At 62.0% G+C, this 26143-nt stretch carries 23 protein-coding genes; 17 read left to right on the top strand and 6 right to left on the bottom strand.

Annotated features, from left to right (window positions below):
* Positions 1–71: 71 nt before the first annotated feature.
* From AC6H4Z_RS11490 to AC6H4Z_RS11550, 13 genes are all read left to right on the top strand, one after another.
* Complete coding sequence (locus AC6H4Z_RS11490; RefSeq protein ID WP_497546892.1) at positions 72–791, top strand: response regulator transcription factor; 720 nt, start codon at positions 72–74, stop codon at positions 789–791.
* Positions 792–2336 (top strand): sensor histidine kinase, encoded by a 1545-nt coding sequence (locus tag AC6H4Z_RS11495; RefSeq protein WP_497546893.1) that lies wholly within the window; start codon positions 792–794, stop codon positions 2334–2336. It abuts the gene before it with no gap.
* A 130-nt stretch (positions 2337–2466) separates the two neighbouring features.
* A complete protein-coding gene (locus tag AC6H4Z_RS11500; protein ID WP_497546894.1) occupies positions 2467–3189 on the top strand; it encodes a TonB family protein in 723 nt (240 codons plus the stop codon).
* A 30-nt stretch (positions 3190–3219) separates the two neighbouring features.
* A complete protein-coding gene (locus tag AC6H4Z_RS11505; protein ID WP_497546895.1) occupies positions 3220–3954 on the top strand; it encodes a MotA/TolQ/ExbB proton channel family protein in 735 nt (244 codons plus the stop codon).
* Positions 3955–3993: 39 nt separating this feature from the next.
* The gene (locus AC6H4Z_RS11510; protein ID WP_497546896.1) at positions 3994–4494 is read left to right on the top strand and encodes an ExbD/TolR family protein; all 501 of its coding nucleotides are present in this window, start codon (positions 3994–3996) and stop codon (positions 4492–4494) included.
* Positions 4494–4937 (top strand): ExbD/TolR family protein, encoded by a 444-nt coding sequence (locus AC6H4Z_RS11515; RefSeq protein WP_497546897.1) that lies wholly within the window; start codon positions 4494–4496, stop codon positions 4935–4937. Before AC6H4Z_RS11510 ends, AC6H4Z_RS11515 begins: the two co-directional genes overlap by 1 nt.
* Positions 4938–5310: 373 nt before the next feature.
* The gene (locus AC6H4Z_RS11520) at positions 5311–6018 is read left to right on the top strand and encodes a hypothetical protein (RefSeq protein ID WP_497546898.1); all 708 of its coding nucleotides are present in this window, start codon (positions 5311–5313) and stop codon (positions 6016–6018) included.
* Positions 6019–6318: 300 nt separating this feature from the next.
* Positions 6319–8772, top strand: a complete 2454-nt coding sequence (locus AC6H4Z_RS11525; protein ID WP_497547034.1) for a sodium-translocating pyrophosphatase — start codon at positions 6319–6321, stop codon at positions 8770–8772.
* A 116-nt stretch (positions 8773–8888) separates the two neighbouring features.
* The gene (locus AC6H4Z_RS11530) at positions 8889–10400 is read left to right on the top strand and encodes an APC family permease (RefSeq protein WP_497546899.1); all 1512 of its coding nucleotides are present in this window, start codon (positions 8889–8891) and stop codon (positions 10398–10400) included.
* Between the two features lie 9 nt (positions 10401–10409).
* Entirely contained in the window at positions 10410–11795 is a 1386-nt protein-coding gene (locus tag AC6H4Z_RS11535) for a dicarboxylate/amino acid:cation symporter (protein ID WP_497546900.1), read from the top strand.
* A gap of 126 nt (positions 11796–11921) precedes the next feature.
* Complete coding sequence (locus tag AC6H4Z_RS11540) at positions 11922–12428, top strand: (2Fe-2S)-binding protein (protein WP_497546901.1); 507 nt, start codon at positions 11922–11924, stop codon at positions 12426–12428.
* Complete coding sequence (locus AC6H4Z_RS11545) at positions 12425–14677, top strand: xanthine dehydrogenase family protein molybdopterin-binding subunit (RefSeq protein WP_497546902.1); 2253 nt, start codon at positions 12425–12427, stop codon at positions 14675–14677. The genes AC6H4Z_RS11540 and AC6H4Z_RS11545 overlap by 4 nt, the downstream gene beginning before the upstream one ends.
* A 105-nt stretch (positions 14678–14782) precedes the next feature.
* A complete protein-coding gene (locus AC6H4Z_RS11550) occupies positions 14783–15217 on the top strand; it encodes a RidA family protein (RefSeq protein WP_497546903.1) in 435 nt (144 codons plus the stop codon).
* A gap of 53 nt (positions 15218–15270) precedes the next feature.
* Here AC6H4Z_RS11550 and AC6H4Z_RS11555 read toward each other — a convergent pair whose 3' ends face one another.
* The 6 genes from AC6H4Z_RS11555 to AC6H4Z_RS11580 all read right to left on the bottom strand — a co-directional run bounded on the left by AC6H4Z_RS11555 (position 15271) and on the right by AC6H4Z_RS11580 (position 23344).
* The gene (locus tag AC6H4Z_RS11555) at positions 15271–16209 is read right to left on the bottom strand and encodes a BadF/BadG/BcrA/BcrD ATPase family protein (protein WP_497546904.1); all 939 of its coding nucleotides are present in this window, start codon (positions 16207–16209) and stop codon (positions 15271–15273) included.
* Positions 16206–17738, bottom strand: a complete 1533-nt coding sequence (locus tag AC6H4Z_RS11560) for a sodium:solute symporter (RefSeq protein WP_497546905.1) — start codon at positions 17736–17738, stop codon at positions 16206–16208. Before AC6H4Z_RS11560 ends, AC6H4Z_RS11555 begins: the two co-directional genes overlap by 4 nt.
* Positions 17739–17861: 123 nt before the next feature.
* A complete protein-coding gene (gene nagB, locus AC6H4Z_RS11565) occupies positions 17862–19799 on the bottom strand; it encodes a glucosamine-6-phosphate deaminase (protein WP_497546906.1) in 1938 nt (645 codons plus the stop codon).
* A 21-nt stretch (positions 19800–19820) separates the two neighbouring features.
* Positions 19821–20177 (bottom strand): HesB/IscA family protein, encoded by a 357-nt coding sequence (locus tag AC6H4Z_RS11570; RefSeq protein ID WP_497546907.1) that lies wholly within the window; start codon positions 20175–20177, stop codon positions 19821–19823.
* A gap of 84 nt (positions 20178–20261) precedes the next feature.
* Complete coding sequence (locus AC6H4Z_RS11575) at positions 20262–22121, bottom strand: sodium:solute symporter family protein (RefSeq protein WP_497546908.1); 1860 nt, start codon at positions 22119–22121, stop codon at positions 20262–20264.
* Positions 22118–23344, bottom strand: coding sequence for a serine hydrolase domain-containing protein (locus tag AC6H4Z_RS11580; RefSeq protein WP_497546909.1), 1227 nt, complete (start codon positions 23342–23344; stop codon positions 22118–22120). The genes AC6H4Z_RS11575 and AC6H4Z_RS11580 overlap by 4 nt, the downstream gene beginning before the upstream one ends.
* Before the next feature lie 251 nt (positions 23345–23595).
* Between AC6H4Z_RS11580 and AC6H4Z_RS11585 the strand changes: the two genes are divergently transcribed.
* The 4 genes from AC6H4Z_RS11585 to AC6H4Z_RS11600 are packed head-to-tail and all read left to right on the top strand — an operon-like array spanning position 23596 to position 26138.
* Complete coding sequence (locus AC6H4Z_RS11585) at positions 23596–23937, top strand: hypothetical protein (protein ID WP_497546910.1); 342 nt, start codon at positions 23596–23598, stop codon at positions 23935–23937.
* Complete coding sequence (locus AC6H4Z_RS11590) at positions 23934–24098, top strand: hypothetical protein (protein ID WP_497546911.1); 165 nt, start codon at positions 23934–23936, stop codon at positions 24096–24098. The genes AC6H4Z_RS11585 and AC6H4Z_RS11590 overlap by 4 nt, the downstream gene beginning before the upstream one ends.
* Positions 24095–24790 (top strand): phosphatidylinositol phosphate synthase, encoded by a 696-nt coding sequence (pgsA, locus tag AC6H4Z_RS11595; protein WP_497546912.1) that lies wholly within the window; start codon positions 24095–24097, stop codon positions 24788–24790. The genes AC6H4Z_RS11590 and pgsA overlap by 4 nt, the downstream gene beginning before the upstream one ends.
* A gap of 28 nt (positions 24791–24818) precedes the next feature.
* Entirely contained in the window at positions 24819–26138 is a 1320-nt protein-coding gene (locus AC6H4Z_RS11600) for an inositol-3-phosphate synthase (RefSeq protein ID WP_497546913.1), read from the top strand.
* Positions 26139–26143: the final 5 nt, after the last annotated feature.

Genomic DNA, 26143 nt, shown 5'->3' on the forward strand with positions numbered 1-26143 from the left:
CTTGGGTTCGTCATCGAACCCTAACCGAACGCGACTGCCCGAGCGCGCCTCCGTGAAATAGGTTGTAGCGTATGCGCATTCTCGTGATCGAGGACGATCCCACCGTTGGCCAGTACGTCAAGCGTGGGTTAGAAGAGCAGCGCTGGTCGGTCGATCTAGTTGCCGACGGCGAGGAAGGGGAGCGCCGAGCGTCGTCGGAGGCGTACGATCTCATCGTCCTCGACATGCGGTTGCCGGGCAAGTCCGGGCTCGAACTGCTGCATGTCCTTCGTGCGCGCGGCTTCGAACGACCGGTGTTGGTGCTCACGGCACAGGATGCGGTCGACGCGAAAGTCACGGCGCTTCGCGCTGGTGCCGACGACTACGTGACGAAGCCGTTTGCGTTCGAGGAACTGCTCGCTCGCGTCGAGGCGCTTGCACGACGTCCGCGGGCGCTCGCGTCGCCTACGCTGGTCGTCGGCGATCTCGTCCTCGATCAAGCCACGCGCGAAGTGCGGCGCAACGGCGATCTCATTGATCTCACCCCGAAGGAGTACACCGTCCTCGAGTATCTCATGCGCCACGCGGGGCGCGTGATGAGCAGGACGCTGATCACCGAGTATGCGTGGGGATATCACTTCGATCCGGGCACGAACATCGTGGACGTGGTGATCAACCACCTGCGTAAGAAGGTGGATTCGAAGCACACCAATCGCCTGATCACGACCGTGCGCGGCGTCGGATACATGATCAAGGACGAAGCAACCGACGCGAAGAAGCGCGAGCCGGCATCAAGGGAAAAGCGAAGTTAAATGTCGACGCGTGGCCGGCTCACCGTGGCGTACGCCGCGCTCCTGCTGGCCACCTTTGTCGTGTTCGGTGTCGCGGTGTCGGCGATGCGCGACAGCAGCGCGAACACCGTTGGCGCCGGCGTGCAGCCGATGACCGACACGCTGGTGACCACGATCCGCGATCTGCAGCGCCAGTTTCTGCTGCAGCCGGATAGCCAGCCGCTGACGCTCACCGTGATCGACACGGCCAGCGGAACGCCGGTGGCGCATCCGAGTCGCACGCTGGTGAAAGTCCTCGATCGCCTGCAGGGCTATTTCCTGGTCTTCAACAACCAGAACCAGCTTCTATACGCGTCGCAGCGGATGCGCGATCTGTCGGCCGACGACCAGGACGAGGTCAACCGCGTGGCGGCGAAACTCGCGCGTCGGACGGAGATCACGCGTTTGAGTTTGCGCGGCGACTCGCTGCACCTATTCATGATGGCCGACACCGTTCCGACGGCGGCGATCCAGGTGCCGAATATCTCGCGGGTGGTGGTTGGCGCGCCGATTCAGTACGCCGATCTACTTCCGACCGCGGTCACCGGGTCGATCATCGTCCTCGCCCCGGTGATTTTTCTGCTGTCGATCGTCGCTGCGTATGCGGTTCTCGCCAGCGTGTTTCGTCCCGTCGATCAATTGATCAACGAAGTCGAGGCGATCACCGACGGACGCAGTCTGCATCGGCGTCTGCCGACGGATCCGACGAGTAGCGACGAACTGGTTCGTCTCGGACTGACGCTGAACGCGATGCTCACGCGCCTCGAGACATCGTTCGCGGCGCTGCGGCGATTCACCGCCGACGCGAGCCACGAACTCAAGACGCCGCTCACCGTGCTGCGCGCGGATGTGGAGCGCGCGATGCATCCGGGAACGAATCGTTCCGACAAGATGGTCGCGCTCGAGGAAGCGTTGCAGGAAACGGCGCGCATGTCGGATCTCGTCGACAGTCTCTTGACGCTTGCACGCGCCGACGAGGGTCGCTTCGATCTCTATCGCACCCCGATCGAGCTCGAGCCGCTCGTGCGCGAGGTCTATGAGACGGCTGTCATCCTCGGCGAGGATGCGGGACTCAAGCTCGCGCTGACGACGTTGGAGAGCGGGATCGTGATGGGGGATCGCACACGGTTGCGACAGCTGTTGCTGAACCTCGTGACGAACGCGATCAAGTACACATCGGCCGGCGGTCGCGTGGAAGTGGCGGTGACGCGCCGATCGAGCGACGAAATCGCGATTACGGTGCGCGATACGGGCATTGGTATTTCGGCCGCGGACCTGCCGCACGTCTTCGATCGTTTCTGGCGCGCGGACCGGGTTCGGTCGCGCGCATCGGAGCGTGGCGGTTTCGGATTGGGATTGGCGATCTCGCAGTGGATCGTTCAGGCTCACGGGGGTACGATCACCGTCCAATCGCGACTGGGGCGCGGCAGCCTGTTCACCGTGGCCCTTCCGACGGTCCCGGCGACGTCCGAAGCGAGTGAGCCTTTTGCCGATGGGACAAAAGTTCCGGATGTCGCTGGGGGATGAGTTTCGAAGTTGTCACTTCGCCTTCATCGACTCTTAATCTTCAGGGCATTCCGCCCACCCCGCCCGGGAATAGCTTCCCCTCCTGATAGTTCGCGCGTTCTTTTCCTGCACCCGATCAGGCCACCGAGACATGTTCGACAACCTTATCGAGTCCAAAGCTGCAAAGCAGAAACGTGCGGGTGGGGCCCTCCTGAGTGCTGGTGTACACGCGATTCTGATCTCTGCTGCAGTGATCGGAACGCTTCACGCCAGCCAGGAGCTCAGCAAGCCGAAGGCAGAGAAAGTGGAATTCGTTCAGGTCAAGAAGGACGAGCCGCCTCCGCCCAAGGAAGAGCCCAAGCCACCCCCGCCGGAAGTGGTCATGAAGGCACCGCCGCCGAAAGGCTTCCAGGTGCTGACCGCTCCCATCAAGATCCCAGACGTGCTTCCCGACATTGACCTTTCCAAGAAGGTCACGAATGAGGAGGACTTCTCGGGCAAAGGCGTCGCTGGCGGTATTGCCAAGGGCGTCGTCGGCGGTACGCCGACACCGGCGAACAGCAACGAGACGTTCTTCGACTTCCAGGTCGAGAAGCAGGTCTCGCCGTTCCCGGGTAATTCGGCACCGCGGTACCCCGACATGTTGCGGTCGGCGAACGTCGAAGGAGAAGTGCTCGCCCAGTTCACCGTCGACACGACGGGCCGGGCCGAGATGTCCACCTTCAAGGTTCTCAAGTCGACGCACGATCTGTTCACGAACGCCGTGAAGGCGTCCTTGCCGAACATGAAGTTCTACCCTGCTGAAGTCGGCGGCAAGAAAGTGAAACAGCTCGTTCAGATGCCTTTCCAGTTCTCACTCACCAAGTCCGAGTAGTACTCGGATCACGCCGGAGAATAAGTCGATATGGATCTCTCACTGCTTGGCATGTGGCACTCGATGGGCGCGTTCGCCAAGGGCATCGTTATTACGATGGCGATCATGTCCATTTACTCGCTGACCATCACGGTGTCGAAGTGGTGGAATCTGCGTAAGGCGCAGAAGGAAACGATCAAGTTCGCGCCTGAGTTCTCGCAGTTCCTCGAAGAGGACAACCTCACGGAAGCGATCCGCCTCGCGGAGAGCTACAAGAAGTCGCACGTCGCGCTCGTGCTCGGTGGCGCACTTGGCGAAGTGAAGCCGTTGATCGCCGATGGTTCGGTCACGGTGTCGGACATCAACTCGGCGGAACGTGCGGTCGAGCGCAACATGCTCCTCGAGATCACGAACCTGAAGCGCGGTATGGCCGTGCTCGCGACGGTCGGTGCAACGGCGCCGTTCGTCGGACTGCTCGGCACCACGATGGGCGTCGTGAACTCCTTCACGGGTATGGCCGCGTCCGGATCCGGCGGTCTTGCCGCGATCGGCGGTGGTATCGCTGAAGCACTCATCACGACGGCGTTCGGTCTTCTCGTCGCCATCCCGGCCGTGTGGGCGTACAACTACTTCACGACCAAGATCGACAACCTGACGGCCGAAATGACGTACGTCTCGAAGGAAATGATCGACTATCTCATCAAGGGCGTTTCCGGCGAGTTCGGTCGCTCGCGCTTCACGCGTGAGTTCAACACGGCTGGCGGCGCCGGCCCGATCAACACCTGATCGACCGTCCACTCGCCCATCCGTTGAGGAGGTAGGCCAATGGCAATGGCAGCAAGTAGTGGTGGTGGTGTTGCATCCACGCCGAACGTGACGCCGATGGTCGACGTCATGCTGGTGCTCCTGATCATCTTCATGGTGGTCGCACCGGCACTGTTGGCGGGATTCAACGCGGATCCGCCGCAAGCGCAGAACATCAAGGACCATCCGGAAGACGATAAGACCGACCAGGTCTTGGGTATCGACAAGGATGGCAATTACTACCTGAACAAAAAGCCGATCAAGTCTGAAGATGTTGCCGCTGCACTTCGGCACATCTACAAGGATCAGCCGCGCGACGACTACGTCATGTATTTCAAGGCGGACAAGAACCTGGACTACAGCAAGGTTCTCGATGCCATGGATATCGCCATGCACAATGGCGTGACGGTGGTCGGCATGATCAGCGATCAGAAGCCGGGTACGATCTCCACGGTTGCGGGCGACACCAAGTCGACCGTTCCAGTGGGAGCACCGGCTGCCCCACCGGGAGGAGCTAAATAATGGCGATGTCAGGTGGCGGTAGCGGCGCGAGCTTGTCGAACGACATCAACGTCACGCCGATGATCGACGTGCTCTTGGTGCTCCTGATCATCTTCATGGCGGTGCTGCCGTCCATGCGGAAATCGATCGACATTCAGCTCCCCGATCCGAATCCGTCGGTGGCTCCGGCCAACGCGAATTCGAATCAGATCGTGCTCGAAGTGAAGGCAGGCGGACAGTTCTTCATCAACAGCGAAGCACAGACCCGCGATCATCTCGCGGCGCGGTTGAAGGAGATCTTCGATCCACGTCCGGAAAAGATCATCTTCGTGAAGGGCTCACCCGACGTGAAGTACGCCGACGTGATCTTCGCGATGGACGTGTCCCGAGGTGCTGGCGTGAAGGTCATCGGCATTCCGCCGAAGGACACACCCGGCGGTGCCGCGGCTCCGGCCAAGAAGTAGCACGACGTTCTGGATCGTTGAAACACCCCTCGGGCGCACCGCGCTCGAGGGGTGTTCTCGTTTGTAGCGCCCGCCGGCTCGAGACTCCCGAGCGCTGACCGGCGCACGGACCGGGTCGTCAAAATTGGGCCGGGGGAAGGGAACCCTTTTCCCCGCAAGTGCCGTATAACTTGCCATGTCGTGTCGCGTCGTTTGACAGCGGCAATCCTGAATGCCCGAATCCGCCCAGCGTATCCCAGCTCCTGTTCCGCCTTCGCCGGCTAGTCGCCGGCGGTCTTTGCCCGCGACCGGACTCCCGGTCAAGGGAGAGGATCGTCGCGTCTCCGGGGCCGTTTCCGCGCTCATCCACCTCCTGATCATTCTCCTTATCGCAATGCCGGTCGCGAGTCATGTTGGGGATGTGGTCGAGCGCGCGCAGGGGGCAGGAGGTCCGGGCCCCGCGGGTGGCGGCGGCGGCGGCCACAAGGGCACCGGTGGCATCCGGGAGCACGTCCAATACGTTCAGGTCACTCCGCCGCCACCGACGCCCACACCAAAGCCGGTCGCTGTTGTTCCGCCTCCGGTGGTCCAGCCGAAGCCGCAGCCAGTGATTCCGCCGCCGCAGGTCGTCAAGGCGCCGGAACCCATGCCGGAGCCCAAGGTGGCCGAGGCAAAGGTCGAGGCGCCGAAGGTTGAAGCCACGGCGTCAACGCCGGGCACTGGGGGCGGTACTGGGCGCGATGGAACGAACGGCAATGGTCCAGGCACCGGCGGCGGTACGGGCTCGGGAATCGGGACGGGACGCGGTTCTGGAATCGGTCCTGGAACGGGTGGCGGCACGCAGGCCAATTATCCGCCGACGCCGACCGAGCTGTTCATTCCGCCGCTTCCGATTCCGGACAAGGCAAAGGGTTTTCACCTCGTGGCTGAGTACGACGTCGACGAGACCGGCAAGGTGGTGGGATTCACCTTCACCGGCACCCGCGATGGCGGTTACAACAGGCGCCTCGAAGAGGTTCTGAAGAGCTTCAAGTTCCGACCGGGCACAACGCCGGACGGGACGCCCATCCGCATGAAGGCGCAGATCGTCTACGACTTCTGATCCGCCGTCGGTCGATCTGACGGAACGCGATCGATTTGGTGGCTAGACGCGCGTCGGTCACATCCATATAATTGCGCGATCCCCCGCAGGGCCCATGACTTACACCGTGGGCTTTTTTGCTGTCTTGGTGTCGCGTCGGTTTTGAATTTTGTGACATCGGGATGCGTCGCGCTCGCCGAATGGCGGTCGGACGGTCGTTGTAGTTGCGTCGGCTCGCCCTAGTCCCCCTGGAGATCTGAACCGATGACTCTGATGGAGAAGGTGTTTCGTCGTACGCTTCCAACCTTCCTAACGCTCGCCATGGTAGTGCTCGGCGGCTCGTTGCGCGCTTCGTCCCTGCGTGCGCAACAACCCGAGTTGGCGGCCGCCGCAGTAGCGGCGTCGGCGCCCCAGGCTGCGGCCGTTCAGCATGCTGGTGGTGAGGCCAACCTCGTCATCCCCGATTTGTCGTCCGTGAGCTTCATGGGCATCGCGGGCAGGACTCTGTTGCTCGCCGGCCTCGTGGTCTGCGGCCTCGGGTTGCTGTTCGGCTTGACGATTTATACACAGCTCAAGAACATGGCAGTGCACAGCTCGATGCGGGCGATCTCCGAGCTGATTTATGAAACGTGTAAGACGTATCTCGTGACGCAGGGCAAGTTCATCCTGATTCTCGAGATCTTCATCGGTGCCGTCATCGCGCTGTACTTCGGCGTGCTGCAGCACTTCTCGCTGGATCGAGTAATCATCATCCTCGTATTCAGCTTGATCGGTATTGCCGGCAGCTACGGCGTGGCGTGGTTCGGTATCCGCGTCAACACCTTTGCCAACTCGCGCACTGCGTTCGCTGCGCTCCGCGGCAAGCCGTATCCCTGCTACGAAATTCCGCTGTCGGCGGGTATGAGCATCGGCATGCTGCTCATCTCGGTCGAGTTGGTGATCATGCTCGGAATTCTGTTGTTCGTTCCGGGTGATTACGCGGGTCCGTGTTTCATCGGATTCGCCATCGGTGAATCGCTCGGTGCCGCCGCGCTTCGAATTGCCGGCGGCATTTTCACGAAGATTGCCGACATCGGCGCTGACTTGATGAAGATCGTCTTCAACGTGAAAGAAGACGACGCGCGCAATCCTGGTGTCATCGCCGACTGCACGGGCGACAACGCCGGTGACTCGGTTGGTCCGAGCGCCGACGGCTTCGAGACCTACGGCGTGACGGGCGTCGCGCTCATCTCGTTCATCGTCCTCGCAGTGCACGAACCGAAGGTGCAGGTCCAGCTCCTCGTCTGGATCTTCGTCATGCGCATCATGATGGTCGTGGCGAGCGGTGTGTCGTACCTGATCAATCACGCGATCGCGAAGGGCCGCTATGCCAACGCCGACCGCATGAACTTCGAAGCGCCGCTCACGTTCCTCGTGTGGCTGACGTCGATCCTCTCAGTGGTGCTGACGTACATCGTGTCCTACCTGATGATCCCCGATCTCGGCGACGGCACGCTGTGGTGGAAGCTCTCGAGCGTCATCACCTGCGGCACGCTCGCAGGCGCGATCATTCCAGAGCTCGTGAAGGTGTTTACGTCGACGGAATCGCGCCACGTGAAGGAAGTCGTCACGTCGTCGCGCGAAGGTGGCCCGTCGCTCAACATTCTCTCGGGCTTGGTAGCAGGTAATTTCAGCGCGTACTGGCTGGGCATCACGATCATGCTCCTCATGTCGGTGGCCTACCTGATCAGCAACACCGGCCTCGGCACGCTCATGGTTGCTCCGGCGGTGTTCGCGTTCGGTCTTGTAGCGTTCGGCTTCCTGGGCATGGGCCCGGTGACGATCGCCGTCGACTCGTATGGTCCGGTAACGGACAACGCGCAGTCGGTGTTCGAGCTCTCGACGATCGAGCAGATGCCGAGTGCTCCGGCCGAGATTCAGCGCGACCACGGTTTCGCGGTGAACTTCGACAAGGCCAAGCACTTCCTCGAGGAGAACGACGGCGCGGGCAATACGTTCAAGGCGACCGCCAAACCGGTGCTCATCGGAACGGCAGTCGTCGGCGCCACGACCATGATCTTCTCGATCATCGTTGGCCTGACGAGCGGTCTGACGCAGAACATCGACAAGCTGTCGCTGCTGCATCCGCCGTTCCTGCTCGGATTGATCACGGGCGGCTCGATCATCTACTGGTTCACCGGCGCATCGATGCAGGCCGTGACGACCGGTGCGTATCGCGCTGTGGAGTTCATCAAGGCGAACATGGATCTCAACAGCACCGCGGCCGCGTCGGTCGAGGACAGCAAGAAGGTCGTTGAGATCTGCACGCGGTACGCGCAAGCGGGCATGTTCAACATCTTCCTCACGGTGTTCTTTGCCACGCTGGCGTTCGCGTTCGTCGAGCCGTTCTTCTTCATCGGCTACCTGATCTCGATCGCACTGTTCGGTTTGTACCAGGCAATCTTCATGGCCAACGCCGGCGGCGCCTGGGACAACGCGAAGAAGATCGTCGAAGTGGAATTGAAGCAGAAAGGCACGCCGCTCCATGCCGCCACGGTTGTCGGCGATACGGTCGGCGATCCATTCAAGGACACGTCGTCGGTCGCACTCAATCCGATCATCAAGTTCACGACGCTGTTCGGACTCCTCGCTGTCGAGCTCGCGGTTTCGCTCACGGAGCAGAATGGTTCTGGCCTGAGCCACGCATTGGCCGCCGTGTTCTTCGTCATCTCGGCGTTCTTCGTGTACCGCTCGTTCTACGGCATGCGCATCGAATCCAAGCAGCGCACGGCGTGAGTTCATGACTGCGAGAACGGCGGGGCTCTTGCCCCGCCGTTCTCACATCGCCGACCATCGCGGAACCGGGCGGTCGGCGTCGCGTTTTTCATCAACGCATCTTCAGCAACGGCTCAATGCCATCTCTGTTTTCGCGTAAGCCCATCAGTGATCTGGTTTCCGATACGGAAACCGGATCGTTGAAGCGGGCACTCGGCGCCGGCGACCTGATCATGTTGGCGATCGGCGCTGTCATCGGCGCCGGAATTTTCGGTTCGATCGGATCGGCCGCGGCCGGGCAGATCGGACCAAACGGGGAAGTGATTCGTGTCGGCGCCGGACCGGCCCTCGTCCTCTCGTTTCTGTTGCTCGGCGGCGCGTGCGCGCTGGCGGGCCTCTGCTACGCCGAACTGGCGTCGATGATTCCCCAAGCAGGCAGCGCGTATGCGTACACGTATGCCACGCTTGGCGAATTCGTCGCCTGGATCATCGGCTGGGATCTGATCCTCGAGTATGCCGTTGGCAACGTCGCGGTCGCGATCTCGTGGGGTGACTACTTCAAGTCGCTCGTCGGAGATTGGATCGCGATACCCGACTGGCTTACAACAGGGTATCGGACCGCGTTGCTGAGCTCCGATCCCAAGATCCACGGAATGCTCGACTCCGCGCCGCACATTGCCGGAATTCCGATTCTGATCAACGTGCCGGCGTTTGCGATCGTCATGTTCATCACGTGGTTGCTGCTCCGCGGTGTTCGCGAGAGCGCCCGCGCGAACAACATCATGGTCGCGGTGAAGCTGATCGTCCTCGCACTGTTCATCGTCGTTGGCCTGACGCACATCAACACCGCGAACTATCACCCCTTTGCGCCGAACGGCTTCAAGGGTGTGCACCAAGGCGCGGCAATCGTCTTCTTCGCGTACATCGGCTTCGATGCCATTTCTACGGCGGCCGAGGAGACGAAGAATCCGCAGCGGAATCTGCCGATTGGTATCCTTGGCGGATTGGCCATTTGTACCGTCATCTACATCATCATCGGCGCGGTACTGACCGGGATGGTTCCGTCGCAGGACCTCGGAAAGGCTGCTGATCCGCTTGCATACGCGCTCAAGGCGACCGGCATGACGGGCATCGCCAAGATCGTTGCACTGGGCGCGGTGTTTTCGATGGCGGCGGTGCTGTTGGTCTTCCAGTACGGCCAGCCGAGAATCTTCTACGCCATGGCGCGCGACGGCCTGCTTCCGAGATGGGCGGCGCGCGTGAGCGGAAAGTCGCACGTTCCGTATGCGACGACGCTCTTTACCGGCGTGGTCGTCGCCGTCTGGTCGTTGATCGGCGACGCAGGCGAGACGTACGATCTGACGAACATCGGGACCCTGTTCGCGTTCGCGCTGGTATGCATCGGCGTGATCGTGCTTCGGTACACTGATCCTGAACGTCCGCGGCCCTTCCGCGTCCCATTCGTGCACGTCGTTGGCGTTCTTGGTGCAGCGCTCTGCGTATTCGTCATGAGGGGTCTGCCAGGCCTCGCATGGGTCCGCTTTGGCTGGTGGCTCGTGATCGGACTGGTGTTGTATTTCCTGTACGGGTATCGCAACTCGACGCTGCGCCGCGGGACAGGTCCCGTGGTGGTTGAGTCTTCCCCTTAGAGTATTCTGATGCAGAATCGCCCTTCCACACCCTCCGTGGATCCCACCCTCGGAAGTGCAGCGGCCCCAACGCCGCCAAAGTCGTTTTTTCGTCGCATTACGCTGTCGCAGTGGATCGTCATCTCGATGGTCGTTGGAATCGCGGTCGGCTGGGCGTTCCCCGAAGCCGCGCGCTCCGACCATGGCGGTTGGGCTGCGACAGATCTGAACGTGCTGTCATCCGTGTTCCTCCGGATGATCAAGTCGTTGATCGTGCCGCTGTTGTTCGCGACGCTCGTGGTTGGAATCGCCGGGCATGGCGACGACATGAAGAAGGTCGGACGCCTCGCGTTCCGCTCGATCATCTACTTCGAGATCGTCACGACGCTGGCGTTGGCGGTTGGATTGATTGCCGTCAACTTCGTGAAGCCGGGCCGCGGCGTGGACCTTGGTGCGGCGTCGACGAAGGAAGGCACCGAGTTCGCGGCGACGCATACGTCGCTCACGGGCGTCATTGAACACACCGTACCGACGAGCTTCTTCGATGCGGCCGCCAAGAACGAAGTGCTGCAGATCGTGTTCTTCGCGATCATCTTCGCGGTGGCGTTGTCGAAGGTGCAGGGGCCGAGCAAGACGTTCATGCTCAGCGCGTGCGAGAGTCTGTCCGAGGTGATGTTCAAATTCGTGAACATCGTGATGTCGTATGCGCCGATTGGTATCGGCGCGGCGATCGCGGTTACGGTATCGAAGGGCGGTCTCGGGATTCTCAAGAATCTCGGGATACTCGTGGGCACGTTGTACGGCGCGTTGATCGTGTTCGTGCTCTTCGTGCTGCTTCCAGTAGCGTTGCTCTTCCGTGTCCCGCTCAAGCGGTTCGTGCGGGCGGTTCGAGAGCCTTGGCTCATCGCGTTCACAACGGCCTCATCCGAAGCGGCATTCCCGCTCGCGATGGAGCGAATGGAACAGCTCGGCGTTCCTCGCCGGATCGTGTCGTTCGTGCTTCCCACGGGGTATTCGTTCAATCTCGACGGAAGCACGCTGTATCTCGCTCTCGCGTCGGTGTTCGCCGCGCAGGCGGCGGGAATCGATATGCCGATCTCGAAGCAGCTCGTCATGATGCTGACGCTGATGCTCACCAGCAAAGGCGTTGCTGCCGTTCCGCGTGCCTCGCTCGTCATTCTCTCGGGCGCGCTGGCACAGTTCGGCTTGCCTCTGCAGGCTGTAGCTGTCATTCTCGGTGTCGACGCGCTGATGGATATGGCGCGCACGTCGCTGAATGTCGTGGGCAATTGCCTCGCGACAGTGGTGATGGCGCGATGGGAGGGGGTATTCGAAAACGGGTCGTCGACGCAGGCCATCGATGCCGTTGTTGGAGAACCGTTGCGAGTTCCATCGGTTCGTACGCCCGTTGGGTGAGCGTAGTCATCCCCCGCGAGCGAAGCGAGTGGGGATCTGCTGGAACGTGCGAGTGGCAGGCCATTGAGTAGGACAATAGATCCTCCGCGCGCTTCGCTCGCGGAGGATGACAGCCGAGGAGACAGCATGGCGATCACGTTCAAAGTGAATGGGAAGTCCCAGACCGTGGATGTCCCCGCGGACATGCCGCTCCTCTGGGTTCTGCGCGACGTGCTGGATCTCAAAGGCACGAAGTTCGGCTGCGGCATCGCGCAGTGCGGCGCGTGCACGGTCCAGATCAACGGGACCGCCACTCGCTCGTGCAATCGTCGAGTGTCGACGGTTGCAGGCGCCGAGGTCACGACGATCGAGGGACTCTCGTCGGACGGAACGCACCCGCTGCAGCGCGCATGGGAAGAGATCGACGTCCCGCAGTGCGGCTACTGCCAGGCGGGCCAGTTGATGTCCGCCTCGGCGCTTCTGGCGAATAAGCCGAATCCGACGGACGCCGATATCGACGCCGCGATGAACGGCAACATCTGTCGATGCGCGACGTACCTGCGAATTCGCCAAGCGATCCACCGTGCCGCAGCGATGCCGTCCGCAGTGGGACAGCGCGAAGGCAAATCTGACGACGAGGGAGGCGCCCAATGATTAGCTCAACTCCGGTTGATCGCCGCTCATTCCTGCGCGTTTCCGCCATCGCCGGCGGCGGTGTGTTGCTCGCTGGATACGTCAAGCTGCTCGAGCCGACCGAAGCGTTTGCCGCTGAGTCGCTCGGTGGAGCAGCGGCGGAATTCGCGCCGAACGCCTTCATTCGCCTCACCCCCGACGGTCTCGTCACGATCATCGCCAAGAATCCTGAGATCGGTCAGGGCGTGAAGACGATGCTTCCGATGCTGATCGCCGAGGAGATGGACGTCGATTGGAAGAACGTGCGCATCGAACAGGGATTGTTCGATCCGACGAAGTATCAGAGTCAGGGGGCCGGCGGCAGCACGGCAACGCCGACGAACTGGATTCCGATGCGACAGGTCGGCGCTGCCGCGCGAGCGATCCTCGTCACCGCAGCCGCTCAAACGTGGAACGTTCCGGAGTCCGAGCTCGAGACGGCGGCCGGCGTCGTCCGGCACTCCAAGTCCAATCGCACGATTCCGTACGCGCAGTTGATCGACAAGGCAGCCGCGATTCCGTCGCCAGATCTGGCAACTGTCAAGCTGAAGGATCCGAAGGATTTCAAGATCATCGGCACGCGGATCACCGGCGTCGACGTGCGCGACATCGTGCGCGGCAAGCCAATGTTCGGCATCGACGTCACGATGCCGGGAATGCTCTATGCCAGTTTCGTAAAGTGCCCGGTGTTCGCCGGTAAGGTCCTCAGCTCGAACGTCGACGAGATCAAGAGCGAGCCTGGCATCAAGCACGCGTTCCATGTCGAGGGCAGCACCCAGGGCGGCCTGATGGGGCTCATGCCCGGCGTTGCCATCATCGGCGACAACTGGTGGCTCATTCAGCAGGCGCGAAAGAAGCTCAAGGTCACGTGGGACGAAGGCGTGACGGCGACGCAGAGCAGCGCCGGCTTCGCGACGAAAGCCGCCGAGCTGTCGAAGCAGCCGCCGCAGCGCAACGTGCGCAAAGACGGTGACGTCGACGAAGCGTTGAAGAGTGGCGCCAAGGTCGTCGAGGCATCGTACTTCTATCCGTTCATCGCTCACGCGCCGCTCGAGCCGCAGAACACGACGGCGCTGTTCAAGGACGGCAAGCTCGAGATCTGGTCGCCGACACAGCAACCCGCAGGCGGACGTGCATTGGTCATAAGCACGCTCGGCATCAAGGCCGAGGACATCACGCTGCACATGACGCGCGTGGGCGGCGGATTCGGTCGTCGCTTGGCCAACGACTACATGGTCGAAGCGGCGGCGATCGCCAAGCAGGTTCCCGGCGTGCCGGTCAAGCTGCTCTGGACGCGCGAAGACGACATGCAGCATACGCCGTATCGCTGCGCCGGTTATCACAACTTCACGGGCGCCGTCGACGCGAGCGGCAAGCTCGTCGCGTGGCGCGACCACGTCGTCACGTTCGAGAACGCATCGAGCGCGGCTCCTGGTGGCGGCGAATTTCCGGCGCGCTTCATCGCCAACTATTCGCTCGACACATCCGCAATGCCGCTCGGCGCTCCGACCGGACCGTTGCGCGCACCGGGCAGCAATGGCTTCGCCTTCGTGGTGCAGTCGTTCATCGACGAGTTGGCGGCAGCAGCGAACAAAGATCCCGTGCAGTTCCGACTCGACCTGTTGGCAAACGAGCAGCCGGCACCGGCCCCTGCGCCGACCGCCGCTGGTGCGCCTGCGGGACGCGGCGGACCACAGCAGCCCGGGTTCGACGGCAAGCGTATGCGTGGAGTCTTGGAACTCGTGGCTGAGAAGTCGGGGTGGGGAAAGACGAAGCTGCCCAAAGGAACGGGCATGGGTGTCGCTTTCCACTTCAGTCATCGCGGCTATTTCGCCGAGGTGGTGCAAGCCACGGTCAGCAAGGCCGGCGACGTGAAGGTCGACAAAGTCTGGGTGGCCGGTGACATCGGCAGCCAGATCATCAATCCGAGCAACGCCGAAAACCAGGTGCAAGGCGCGGTGCTCGACGGAATCGCCGAAGCGCTCGATCAGGAGATCACGTTCGAGAACGGCCGCACGAAGCAGAGCAACTTCAACAATTTCTCATTGCTCCGCCTCCGACAGGCTGCGCCGATCGAAGTCCATTTCCTCAAGAGCGACTCCGCCGTCACCGGCCTAGGTGAACCAGCGCTGCCGCCCGTTGTTCCGGCGCTCTGCGGCGCGATCTTCGCCGCGACTGGAAAACGTGTACGGTCGTTGCCGCTGTCAAAGATCGATTTGAGTTGGAGCTGATCTTCAGGTCACGGGTCACTGGTCACAGGTCTGAGGGGAAGCCCAGAGACCTGTGACCAGAGACCAGTGACATCAGATCTCTATTCACGTCTAATCCTACCTCTCATGTTGCTCTCCACTCGCCTGCTGTCCGCCGCCGCGACCGTTCTGCTTCTTCCAGCAGCGGCCATGGCGCAGAAGCAGGTCGTCATTCCGCAGGGACAGAACGCATCGCCCACGCTTTCGCCGGCGGCGCGTGTTGGAGATCTGTTGTATCTGTCGGGCCAGTTGCCGGCCCGCGGTGATTCGACAATCGAAGGTCAGACGAAGAGCGCGCTGGAGAAGATGAATCCGATCCTCGCGGCGGCCGGCACGACATCGGCGAACATCGTGAAGTGCACGGTGTTCCTCGTCGACATCAAGGATTTTCAGGGGATGAACAAGGCGTATGCCGAGTTCTTTCCAAAGGAGCCGCCGGCTCGTTCGACGGTTGTCGTAGCGGCGCTCGTCACTCCGGGCGCGAAGCTGGAAGTGGAGTGTATTGCGGCGATTCCGAAGTAGTGTAGCGCCAAGGGTTTAGGGGCGGTCAGCTCCTAAACCCTCGAACCACATTCCTAGTTGCTTGTCATTGCTTCGCCGACGATGCGAAGCGCCGCTCTCACGGCGCCGCGAGCGGCGATGACGGGCTCCGATCTGATCGTTGCACCGGGCACCGCCGACTTGAGGCGGTGCTCGAGTCGTTTACGGAGTGTGCTGCCGCGCGAGAGCATGCCGCCGGACAGCGCGACCGAGAGCGCCGCGCGCTCGTCGCCGAACAGCTGGCGCGCGAGGGCGCGAATGTGGAGGGTCAGCTCTTCCACGGCGAGCGTCACGATGGCATTCGCGCGCAGATCGCCCTGCTCGGCGACGCTGAGCACCACGGGCGCGAGCGTCGCGAGTATTCCGGGCGTGGCGTTCGCGGACCACGCAATGAGGTCTGTCGTCTCGTTTACCTGAGCTGCGGTGAGGATCGCGCCGGTCAGTGCGGTCTCCGGCTCGCGACCGTCCGATGCGGCGGTGACCACCGAGAGAGCGCGCCGGCCAATCCATGCGCCGCTGCCTTCGTCGCCCGCCACAGGACCCCAGCCACCGCAGCGCGCTGTTGCACCGGCAGGACCTCGCCCAAACGCGACCGAGCCGGTGCCGCTGATCAGCAACACGCCTGGGCCGTCGCCGAAGGCGTCGTCGAGCGCGATGCTGTAGTCGGAGTGGATCACCAGCTCGGTGGCGAGATCGCGGCCTACGAGGGCCTGCCAGAGCTCCTGGCGCTCCGTCTCGCGACCCGCGCCGGCGACACCGACACAGAGTGCGCGGGGAACGACGTGCGTCATGTCGCACGACGCGAGCGCGTCACGCACGACGTCGGCAATCACATTCGCCGAGTGCTCCGCCTGACCGGGGCGCACCGCGCTACCTGGTCCGACTGTCTCGACGATCGTTCGGCCCTGTTCGTCTGCTACCATGGCGTGCGTCTTCGAACCGCCGCCGTCAATGCCAATCACGATGAACGTCATATCGATACGCCCGCCGCGCGCGCCGCCGGTGGAGGCGCAGCATGCGTCAACGAGGCAATAATTCCAACGAGAAGGGTGATGGTCGTGCCGATGAGCACGTACCAGGGAAAGGCAATCTGGGCGACGCCTGCGAGCTTGGGCGCCAGCGCGGGAATCGCCGCGCTGATCTGTTTCGCAAAGACGATCACGCTCATGCTGGCGATGCCGACGGACATGCCGATGATTGCATCCGATTGACGAGCGCGTCGCCAGAAAATAGCGAGAAAGAAGCCGCCGAGCAGGCCCCCGTATGTGAATGACGCAATCGACAGCGCGATGACAACCACTGGCGTCTTTGGATTCTCCGGGAAGAGCAGTGCACCGCCCGTCAGGACGATGCCCCAGAAGAGGGCGAACATTCTGCCCACGCGAAGCGTCGACGGATCGTCGGCCTTCTTTCCCGTGAGTGGCAGATAGATGTCGTGCGTTGCCGCGGCGGCGAGAGAGTTGATCGCGCCGGAGTGCGTGCTCATGGTCGCCGCGAGCACCGCCGCGAGCAGAAGACCGATGAGCCCATGCGGCATATGGTCGACGATGAACGTCGGAAAGATTGAATCGGGGCTGGCGAACGTCTTCGCGCCGTAAAATCCCCAGAGCCCAATGCCGAGCATGAGGAAGAGCGCGAACTGGAAGATCACCGCGACGCCGCTGCCGATGACCGCAGCCTGTGATGCTTTCAGCGAGCGCGCCGAGAGCAATCGCTGTACGATGAGCTGGTCGGCGCCATGTGACGCCATCGAGAGGAATGCGCCGCCAATCACGCCGGCCCACATCGTGTACGGCTTATCGAAACCCGTTGACCAGTTGAACAGCTGCAGCTTTCCCGCCGGCCGCGCAGCGTCGAGAATCGCGCTCCATCCGCCATGCGTGAGGCTACCGGCGATCACGATCGCCGAAATTCCGCCGATCAGGTACACCGATGCCTGCACGATCTCGGTCCACACGACCGCCCGCATGCCGCCGCGAATCGTATAGAGAATCGTCAACGTGCCGAGAACGGTGACGGCAACGGGCATCACGGCAGCCGGCGGCAGCAGCGGACCGATGATCAGGGCGATCGGAACGGCCGTCGCAAAGACGCGTACGGAGTCCGCCATGCCGCGCGTGACCATGAACACGATCGACGTGAAGCGCCGCGCCGCGAGACCAAAGCGCTGCTCGAGCAGTGCGTACGCGGTGACGAGATTGCCGTTGTAGTATCGAGGCAGCAGCGTATAGGCGAGCGCGATGCGGCCAATGAGATAGCCGAACGCCAGCTGCAAAAAGCCAAGATTCGTCGTGTACGCGAGCCCGGGAACGCTGATGAATGTCAGCGCGCTGGTTTCGCTGGCGACGATCGAGAACATGACCGCCCACCACGGAATTTCGCGGTCGGCGACGAAGTAGTCCTTTGCGTCGCGCTGCCGACGGCCGACCCACATTCCCAGGGCCGTGACGCCGATCAGATACGCGATGATGACGAGAAAATCGAGTGTGTTGAGTCCGCGCATAGTCATCCCCCGGCGCGAAGCGCCGAGGGATCTAGTGTGAGTTACCTAGGAAATTGCGAGCTACTGGCCACTAGCCTCGGACGATAGATCCTCCGCGAGCTTCGCTCGCAGAGGATGACCGGCCTACTCGACCACGTACGCTTCCATTGCGAAATACTCCGCCAATCCGAGTCGATCCAATTCAGCGGCCGTTCCCTTGTTACGCGCCTCGACGCGCTGCCAAAACTCGCGCTCGTCGTAGCCTCCTGGGAAGGGGGCGGAGTCCTTTTGCGACTGATGCTTGAAGATCGCCTGGATCTTGAGACGCAGTTCTTCCTGCGACAACGGCACGAGCCACGTGGCTTCGTGAATCGGCCACTCCTGCCACGCGCCGCGATACAACCACACTTCGGGTGGCGGCAGTTCCGTCGCTTCGCGTAGTGCGAGATCGATCGCTTCCTTGCACATCCGGTGCGTGCCGTGCGGATCAGAGAGATCGCCCGCCACGAAGATCAGATCCGGCTTCACTTCTTCGAGCAGTTGACGCACGATCGCGACGTCGGCAGGACCGATCGGATCCTTGCGAACTTTTCCAGTTTGATAAAACGGAAGGTTCAAGAAGCGCGCGGCGGTACGGGGCAGTCCAACGGTTTCAATGCCGCTCACTGCTTCCGTTTCGCGAATGATGCGCTTGATATCCTGAATCTCGGGAATGTCGACTTCGCCCGGATGCTTCTGCGCCAACCACGCATTCGCCTTTTCGGCAACCTGCGTCACGCGGTCGCCGTCGATCATTCCCTCGGCGGCTAGTCGCTCGAGGAAGTCGACGTAGCGGCGTACGTCGTGATCGAACACGGCGATGTTGCCACTCGTCATGTACGCGACGATGACGTCGTTGTCGTTCTCCGTCACCTTGCGGAGAATGCCGCCCATCGAGATGACGTCGTCGTCGGGGTGCGGCGAGAAGCAGATCATCGTGCGGCCGGTCGGCAGCTTGGACTTGCCGCGGATTTTGGAGCCGAGCGCATTGAACACCTTGCCGTTCACTTCGCCCGGCGAACCAAACTTGGCGACGAGCGACGACATGCGCGCATCGGCGTAGTCGCGCTGCGTGAGCTTGAGGATCGCTTTGCCGGAGCGCTGCGACAGCCAGATCACCGCGCGGACGATGAGGTCTTGCGTCCACACCACTTCGTCGATCAGCCACGGCGTCTTGATGCGCGTCAACTCGGCGCCAGCGGCGCGATCGACGTAGAACGTCGTGTTCGGGTGGCGCTGCAGGAAGGTTGCCGCTACTTCGACGTCGATGTCGCCTTCGACGGCGCGATGCACGATACTCGCCTTGTGCTCGCCCGTCGCGATGATCGCGATTTCGCGCGCATCGAGAATGGTGGCCACACCCATCGTGACCGCTTCGCGCGGCACGTACTCTTCGCCGAAGAAGTCAGCGGCGGCGTCGCGACGCGTGACCGCATCGAGCGTGACGAGACGCGTGCGACTGTCGGCGCCAGATCCCGGCTCGTTGAAGCCGATGTGACCCGTCTTGCCGATTCCAAGAATCTGAAAGTCGATACCGCCGGCGCGCTGAATCGCGAGTTCGTACCGCTGCGTGAGTTCGCCGACTTCCGTGCGTGAAACGTCGCCGGGCGGGATGTGCACGTTCTCCGGCTTGATATCGATGTGCGAAAACAGATTCTCCCACATGAAGCGGTGGTAGGAGTGAATGCTGTCTTTCGGCATCGGATAGTACTCGTCGAGATTGAACGTCTCGACGTCAGCGAAGCTGAGGTGCTCGGTGCGGTGCATGCGAATGAGCTCGCGATACACACCGATGGGCGTCGAACCAGTCGCGAGGCCGAGCACGGTGCGCTCGCCAGCGGCGGTTCGTTCGCGGATGAGCGTCGCGATTCGCATCGCCACGAGTCGGGCGATGTCCTCGTGATCTTCGACGACGACAGTACGGATGTGTTCGAGACCGGGCGAGTGACCAACGCGAGAAGGCCCGCGATCCATCGGATCGCGGGCCTTTCCTTCGTCAGTCACGACCGCGTCCCGGCGATTGCCAGCGACGGACCGTTCCATGTGATTTCGGACGAACGAAAGTTATGCGGAAAACGAGCTGCCGCAGCCGCAGCCGCCCGTAGAGTTCGGGTTCTTGAACGTGAAGCCAGAGCCCTGCATCGACGAGACATAGTCGATCGTAACACCGTTCAGGTATTGTGCCGAGAACGGATCGACGAAGACGCGCCAGTCAGCCTGTTCGACGATGAGATCGTCTTCGGCGGCTTCGTCCTCGATGAGGAGGCCGTATTTGAAGCCGCTGCATCCACCGGGCTGTACGCTCACGCGAAGACCGCCCTTGGCAGGATCGACATTCTCCGCCGCCATGAACTTCTTGACTTCGGCGCCCGCCCCAGCGGTGATCGTCACCATGACTTCCGGTTGATTCATCGTGCTCATTGCCAGCCTCCGTTTGAAAACGGCCAAGTGGCGATGGCCGCGATGGATACAAGATAGTGCCCCCGGAAGGGCCTTACAACGGTCCTAGTCGGCCGCGATGCGCTGCTCCGGAGCGATCGCCGCGCCCGGGGGCGCCGGCTCCGATCTGAAGGACCGCGCGATCCAGGCGAAGGCAACCGCGGCGATGACGATCAGAATCGCGCCCGCGCCGAGTTCGCCAAATATGACCTTACCGATGCCGAACAGTGTTGCGTACACCGCCACGATACCGGCGATCCAGTTCGTCCACGCAAGGGCACCGCCCGGGATCGATTCACGCCCAAACCCAATCCGCTCCGACACCCGAGCCCATCCCGGACCGCCCGGGCGAACTCGGCGATAGAACGCCTCCAACGTCGCGTCCGTCTCCGGTGCCGTCATGAACGTGACCGTCAGCCACACGACCGTGCTGAGCACAACTGTCACGATCATGATCACGGAGTCCGTTCGCGGATCTCCCTCGGGAAACCAGCGTCCTGGAATCGTGGCGAAGCAGAGCGCCGAGATCGCGAACGACGCGAGCATGGAGCTGATCTCCGACCACGCGTTGATCCGCCACCAGTACCAGCGCAGGATCAACACCAGGCCGGTGCCTGCGCCGATCGCGAGCAGGAACTTCCACGCGCCTTCGACCGACGAGAGCTGCCACGTCACGAGCGTCGACATCAGAAACAGGCCGATCGTCGCCCAGCGCGAGATGCCGACGTAGTGCTTCTCCGTCGCGGTCGTATTCAAGAATCGTCGATACACATCGTTCACGAGGTACGACGCACCCCAATTCAACTGAGTTGCGACCGTCGACATGTACGCCGCGGCAAAACCGGCCATCATGAAACCACGCCAGGGCGTCGGCAGCAGATCGACGAACGCCTGCACATACGCCGCTTCGTGATCATGATTGGGGCCGATGCCGCTGGGGTAGAGAATCACCGTCGCCAACCCGGTCACGATCCACGGCCAGGGGCGCAGGGCGTAATGAGCAACCTGGAATGACAGTGTCGCCAACACGCCATCTCGCTCGGAACGCGCGGAAAAAATGCGTTGCGCGACGTACCCGCCGCCGCCCGGTTCCGCGCCCGGATACCACGCCGCCCACCACTGCACGCCAAGGAACACGCTCAGCGTGAGCAGAGGCATCCACGCGTAGCCCACGATTCCACTCGGCGTGAACGACACTGGGAGCACGGAGAGTGCAGCGGTCTCGCTGCCGAAGTGCGTCGCCAATTTTGCCTTCATGACGTCCATGCCGCCGACGGCCTTCACGGCGAATACGGCGAGCACGATCACGGCGGTCATCTTGATCACGAACTGCACGAGATCGGTCCAGAGCACCGCCCACATTCCGGCGGCGACCGAGTACGCCATCGTGATGACGAAGCAGATGCCCACGGCAATCACCTGGCCCGACACGGTCACGCCGGCGATCTGCACGTCGCGCAAGCCGAGCGAAATCGTGAGGATCTTGATCATCGCGCGCGTCACCCAACCCAGAATGATCAGGTTGATCGGGATGGCGAGGTACAGTGCGCGAAAGACGCGGAGGGACGCTGCCGGTTTACCGCTGTAGCGAACTTCGGCGAATTCGACATCGGTCATGACGTTGGCGCGTCGCCAGAGTCGCGCGAAGAAAAACACGGTGAGCATGCCGCTCATCAGCATGTTCCACCACAACCAATTGCCCGCGACGCCGTGTGCCGACACCAAGCCTGTGACGACCAGCGGCGTATCTGCCGCAAACGTCGTTGCAACCATCGACGCGCCGGCCAACCACCACGGGACCGCGCGACCGGAAATGAAATACTCGCTGAGACTCTCGCCGCCCTTCTTCGTGAACGCGAACCCAATGCCGGCCGACAGGAGGAAATACGCGGCGACAATGGCCCAGTCGATCACCGTGAGGTTCATGGTCTCGCAGGTTTGGATGAAAACGCCGAATCGAGCACCGTGCTCATGACCGCATCGGCCAATGCCACGCGAACCTTACCGATTTTTGTGTTGGCTCGCGTCGGGTTGACGCGATTGGTGAGAAGAATGATGAACACATCGCGATCCGGATCCATCCAGATCGACGTGCCCGTGAACCCGGTGTGTCCGAATGCGTTCGCCGACATTAGATGGCCAGCCGAGTTGGTGCCGTCGGGCTTTTGCCATCCGAGCGCGCGGTCCTGCACCTGACGCGTGGTAAAGAGCTCGATCTCCTTGCGTGGCAGCACCGGCGTTCCATCGCTCACGCCGTGATTGAGGTACATCTGTGCAAAACGGGTGAGATCGTGTGCGTCGCTGAATAGTCCGGCATGCGCCGATACGCCACCGAGATAGTACGCGCGCTCGTCGTGTACTTTGCCGCGCACCAAACCGCCGCGCTTGGGGTCGACCTCGGTCGGGGCAATGCGCGAGAGCAGGGAAGCGGGCGGCTTGTACTGCGTATCGTGCATGCCTGCCGGTTCGAACACATGCGAATGCAGATACGCGTCGAGCGTCTGGCCGGTGACCTTCTGCAGCACGCGGCCCATGGTGTACGCGCCAATATCGCTGTACACCATCTTTGCGCCGGGCACGGTGTCCAGCGGAGTGCTGAGCATCAGCTTGGCCAAGCTGTCCGGGTCGTGCGTGATCTCGTCGTACGCCTTGAACGCCGGAAGCCCCGACGTATGCGTCAAGAGATTTCTAATCAGGACGCGGTCTTTGTTCTTGCCGGTCCAATCGGGGAGATACTTCTGCACCGGCGCGTCGAGGTCGATGCTGCCTTTGCCGACGAGCTGCATGACGCCACTGGTGAGACCGATGACTTTGGTCAGCGATGCCAGATCCCATAGCGTCCGATCGTTTGGCGCAGGGCTCTTGGCCCAGTCGAGGTGGCCGACCGCATACTGCGTGATGACACGGCCATGCGTTCCGACGACGGCGATGCCACCGGGAAAGGCACTGTCGGCGAGAGCGCGATCGAGGACGCGCCGAACCGAATCGCGAATGACGGCCACGCCGCGAGCAGACAGGGCGTCCGCGGATGGCTGCTGGGCTCGAACCGTGGAGACGCCAACGGAACCATGAATTGCCACCGCGCACGTGGCGGCGACAACCATCGCCCTCAGCGCGGGACCCGATGTAACCCTGTGCGTCGTCGGCATTGCTTCTCGTGTGTTGAGGCGCGCTCCGGTCGCCCGCCGGTGCGAGGAAAATCCGCAGGCATTATACGCCAACCTGTTGCGCGTCGGAACGTTCGGTGCACAGAATCCGGCATCCTCGTTCTATCCCCAAGCTCGAATGAGGGTTGCCAATTGCCTATGTCCGGGTGGACGTTACTGGCTGGCGATTGGCCGAGCGTCCGGTTTCGCTCGGCTTCGTGACAGGGATTTACCGACGAACAGGAGTGAGGATCATGAACAGACGCATCGCTGTTGCGTGGATGGCCGGGGCTCTACTTCTCTCGGCGTGCAAAGCGCGCCAGGTCGAGGTTCGGACGTCGCCATCCCAGGCGCAGCCGCAGGCGTCGGTCGAGGTCAAGAACACGCTCGCCCAGGCGGTGAACGTGTATGTCAGCCTCAGCGGAACGGATACCTTCCTGCGCCAGGTTGGGGCGAACAGCACCGCCACGCTCCCGGTTCAGGGGTTCACGGCCGGCTCATCGGTGACGCTCAAGGCGGTGACCGTGGACGGTGCGCGAACGTACAAGCGCGAGAACGTCGTGCTCAGTGGGACGTACGTATTTCCCCTGCCATGACCCTCGATCCAGGGCCGCTCGCGGTTGCTACAACTCTCTGGAGCAACTACCTTTACGCCAAGGGCAGCGCTCCTGAACTCGGCTGTCGGCGCTTCGCTGATTCGGTCGCGCCGGACCTCCGGAGCGGCATCGCGCCCCCGCGCACCCTTGGAGCCGCATGAAAATTCTCCCGGACTGGCTCAAGAACGGATATCTGAAGGTCATCGATCCGGTCGCCAATTGGCTGGTCCGCCGAGGAGTCCACCCCAACACCATCACCATCATCGGGACGATCTGTACCGTCGCCGGCGGGGTGATCTATGCGATGGGACACATTTCCATCGGGGGATGGTTTTTGGGTGCCACGGCACTGTTCGACGTGCTCGACGGCACTGTTGCGCGCCGCTCCAACAAGAGCTCGACGTTCGGCGCCTTTCTCGATTCGTCGTTGGACCGGGTAGCCGACGGCGCGGTGCTGTCGGGGCTCGCGGTGTTCTACGCGCTCAACCCGGTGCACCACAACGTTCCGATGATGGCGGTCTGTTTGCTCGGCCTCATCGGCGCGTATCTGACCTCGTATATCCGAGCCCGCGCCGAGGCGCTCGGCTTGGATGCGAAGGTTGGTATGTTGCAGCGACCGGAGCGCGTGGTGCTGCTGTCGGTCCCCCAGGCGTTTTTCGGGCTCGCCCTCAACGGCTGGGTACTTGGCGTTATCATCGTCATTCTCACGGTCACTGCGTGGATTACCGTCGTGCAGCGGGTGCACTTCGTGTATCGCCAGACCACCGCGCGCGGCGACGCCCCGCCGATTGCGCTCCCCACCGAAAAGACATTCTGGCTGCGTCGCCGTCGTAAGACGGGCACCCGCCATTAGTCAATTAGTTTTGAAAGGAGACTAATTCGTGGATTCGTCCACCCCCACCATTCGCCCCGCCAGCGGAAAGCTTGGCATTCTCACCCCGGGGCTTGGCGCTGTGGCCACGACGTTCATTGCCGGCGTAGAAAGCATTCGCCGCGGTCATACGAAGCCGATCGGTTCGCTGACCCAGATGGCGACGATCCGGCTGGGTAAGCGCACCGAAAACCGTGCCCCGTTGATCAAGGACTTCGTTCCCCTCACCGGGCTCGACGACATTGTCTTTGGCGCGTGGGATCCGATTCCGGATGACGCGTACACCGCTGCGAAGAAGGCTGGCGTGCTCGAGGATCGCGATCTCGAACCAATTGCCGATTTTCTCAAGGCGATCAAGCCGATGCCTGCCGTGTTCGACAACAAGTACGTCACGCGCATCAACGGCGAGAACGTCAAGAAGGGCAAGACGAAGCGCGATCTGGCTGAGCAGCTTCGCCAAGACATGCGCGACTTCAAGGCGAAGAACAAGTGCGATCGTCTGGTGATCGTGTGGTGCGCGTCGACCGAGATCTTCATCAAGCCCGGCCCGCAGCACGCCACGATTGCGCAGTTCGAAAAGGCGATGGAGAACAACGACGAGATGATCTCGCCGGCCATGCTCTATGCGTGGGCCGCGATCATGGAGGGCGTTCCGTACTGCAACGGCGCTCCCAACCTCGCCGTCGATACGCCGGCGCTGCAGCAGCTCGCGAACGAGAAGGGTGTTCCGATCTCCGGCAAGGATTTCAAGACGGGCCAGACGTGGATGAAGACCGTCATCGCGCCAGGCCTCAAGGCGCGTATGCTCGGCCTCGCCGGCTGGTACTCTACGAACATCCTTGGCAACCGCGACGGCGAAGTGCTCGACGATCCGGCGTCGTTCAAGACGAAGGAAGAGTCGAAGCTGAGCGTGCTGCACACGATTCTGCAGCCTGAGCAGTATCCCGACCTCTACAAGAACTTCTCGCACGTGGTGCGGATCAACTACTATCCGCCGCGCGGCGATAACAAAGAGGGCTGGGACAACATCGACATCGTCGGGTGGATGGGATACCCGATGCAGATCAAGATCAACTTCCTCTGCCGCGATTCGATCCTCGCCGCTCCGATCGTGCTCGACCTGGCGCTGTTCTCGGACTTTGCGCACCGCGCCGGGATGAAGGGCATTCAGGAATGGTTAAGCTTCTATTACAAGTCGCCGATGGCTGCTGCCGGACTCCAACCGGAACACGATCTTTTCATCCAACAGACGAAGCTCAAGAACACGCTTCGGCACCTGATGGGTGAAGAACAGATCACGCATCTCGGGCTGGAGTACTACCAGCAGTAAGGGAG

It is taken from the genome of Leucogemmata humicola, assembly GCF_055379415.1.

Excerpts from the sequence above, each read along its gene's own strand:
- AC6H4Z_RS11490 (WP_497546892.1), top strand. The coding sequence starts at position 72 with ATGCGCATTCTCGTGATCGAGGACGATCCCACCGTTGGCCAGTACGTC.
- AC6H4Z_RS11495 (WP_497546893.1), top strand. The coding sequence starts at position 792 with ATGTCGACGCGTGGCCGGCTCACCGTGGCGTACGCCGCGCTCCTGCTG.
- AC6H4Z_RS11500 (WP_497546894.1), top strand. The coding sequence starts at position 2,467 with ATGTTCGACAACCTTATCGAGTCCAAAGCTGCAAAGCAGAAACGTGCG.
- AC6H4Z_RS11505 (WP_497546895.1), top strand. The coding sequence starts at position 3,220 with ATGGATCTCTCACTGCTTGGCATGTGGCACTCGATGGGCGCGTTCGCC.
- AC6H4Z_RS11510 (WP_497546896.1), top strand. The coding sequence starts at position 3,994 with ATGGCAATGGCAGCAAGTAGTGGTGGTGGTGTTGCATCCACGCCGAAC.
- AC6H4Z_RS11515 (WP_497546897.1), top strand. The coding sequence starts at position 4,494 with ATGGCGATGTCAGGTGGCGGTAGCGGCGCGAGCTTGTCGAACGACATC.
- AC6H4Z_RS11520 (WP_497546898.1), top strand. The coding sequence starts at position 5,311 with ATGCCGGTCGCGAGTCATGTTGGGGATGTGGTCGAGCGCGCGCAGGGG.
- AC6H4Z_RS11525 (WP_497547034.1), top strand. The coding sequence starts at position 6,319 with ATGGTAGTGCTCGGCGGCTCGTTGCGCGCTTCGTCCCTGCGTGCGCAA.
- AC6H4Z_RS11530 (WP_497546899.1), top strand. The coding sequence starts at position 8,889 with ATGCCATCTCTGTTTTCGCGTAAGCCCATCAGTGATCTGGTTTCCGAT.
- AC6H4Z_RS11535 (WP_497546900.1), top strand. The coding sequence starts at position 10,410 with ATGCAGAATCGCCCTTCCACACCCTCCGTGGATCCCACCCTCGGAAGT.
- AC6H4Z_RS11540 (WP_497546901.1), top strand. The coding sequence starts at position 11,922 with ATGGCGATCACGTTCAAAGTGAATGGGAAGTCCCAGACCGTGGATGTC.
- AC6H4Z_RS11545 (WP_497546902.1), top strand. The coding sequence starts at position 12,425 with ATGATTAGCTCAACTCCGGTTGATCGCCGCTCATTCCTGCGCGTTTCC.
- AC6H4Z_RS11550 (WP_497546903.1), top strand. The coding sequence starts at position 14,783 with ATGTTGCTCTCCACTCGCCTGCTGTCCGCCGCCGCGACCGTTCTGCTT.
- AC6H4Z_RS11555 (WP_497546904.1), bottom strand. The coding sequence starts at position 16,209 with ATGACGTTCATCGTGATTGGCATTGACGGCGGCGGTTCGAAGACGCAC.
- AC6H4Z_RS11560 (WP_497546905.1), bottom strand. The coding sequence starts at position 17,738 with ATGCGCGGACTCAACACACTCGATTTTCTCGTCATCATCGCGTATCTG.
- nagB (WP_497546906.1), bottom strand. The coding sequence starts at position 19,799 with ATGGAACGGTCCGTCGCTGGCAATCGCCGGGACGCGGTCGTGACTGAC.
- AC6H4Z_RS11570 (WP_497546907.1), bottom strand. The coding sequence starts at position 20,177 with ATGAGCACGATGAATCAACCGGAAGTCATGGTGACGATCACCGCTGGG.
- AC6H4Z_RS11575 (WP_497546908.1), bottom strand. The coding sequence starts at position 22,121 with ATGAACCTCACGGTGATCGACTGGGCCATTGTCGCCGCGTATTTCCTC.
- AC6H4Z_RS11580 (WP_497546909.1), bottom strand. The coding sequence starts at position 23,344 with ATGCCGACGACGCACAGGGTTACATCGGGTCCCGCGCTGAGGGCGATG.
- AC6H4Z_RS11585 (WP_497546910.1), top strand. The coding sequence starts at position 23,596 with ATGAACAGACGCATCGCTGTTGCGTGGATGGCCGGGGCTCTACTTCTC.
- AC6H4Z_RS11590 (WP_497546911.1), top strand. The coding sequence starts at position 23,934 with ATGACCCTCGATCCAGGGCCGCTCGCGGTTGCTACAACTCTCTGGAGC.
- pgsA (WP_497546912.1), top strand. The coding sequence starts at position 24,095 with ATGAAAATTCTCCCGGACTGGCTCAAGAACGGATATCTGAAGGTCATC.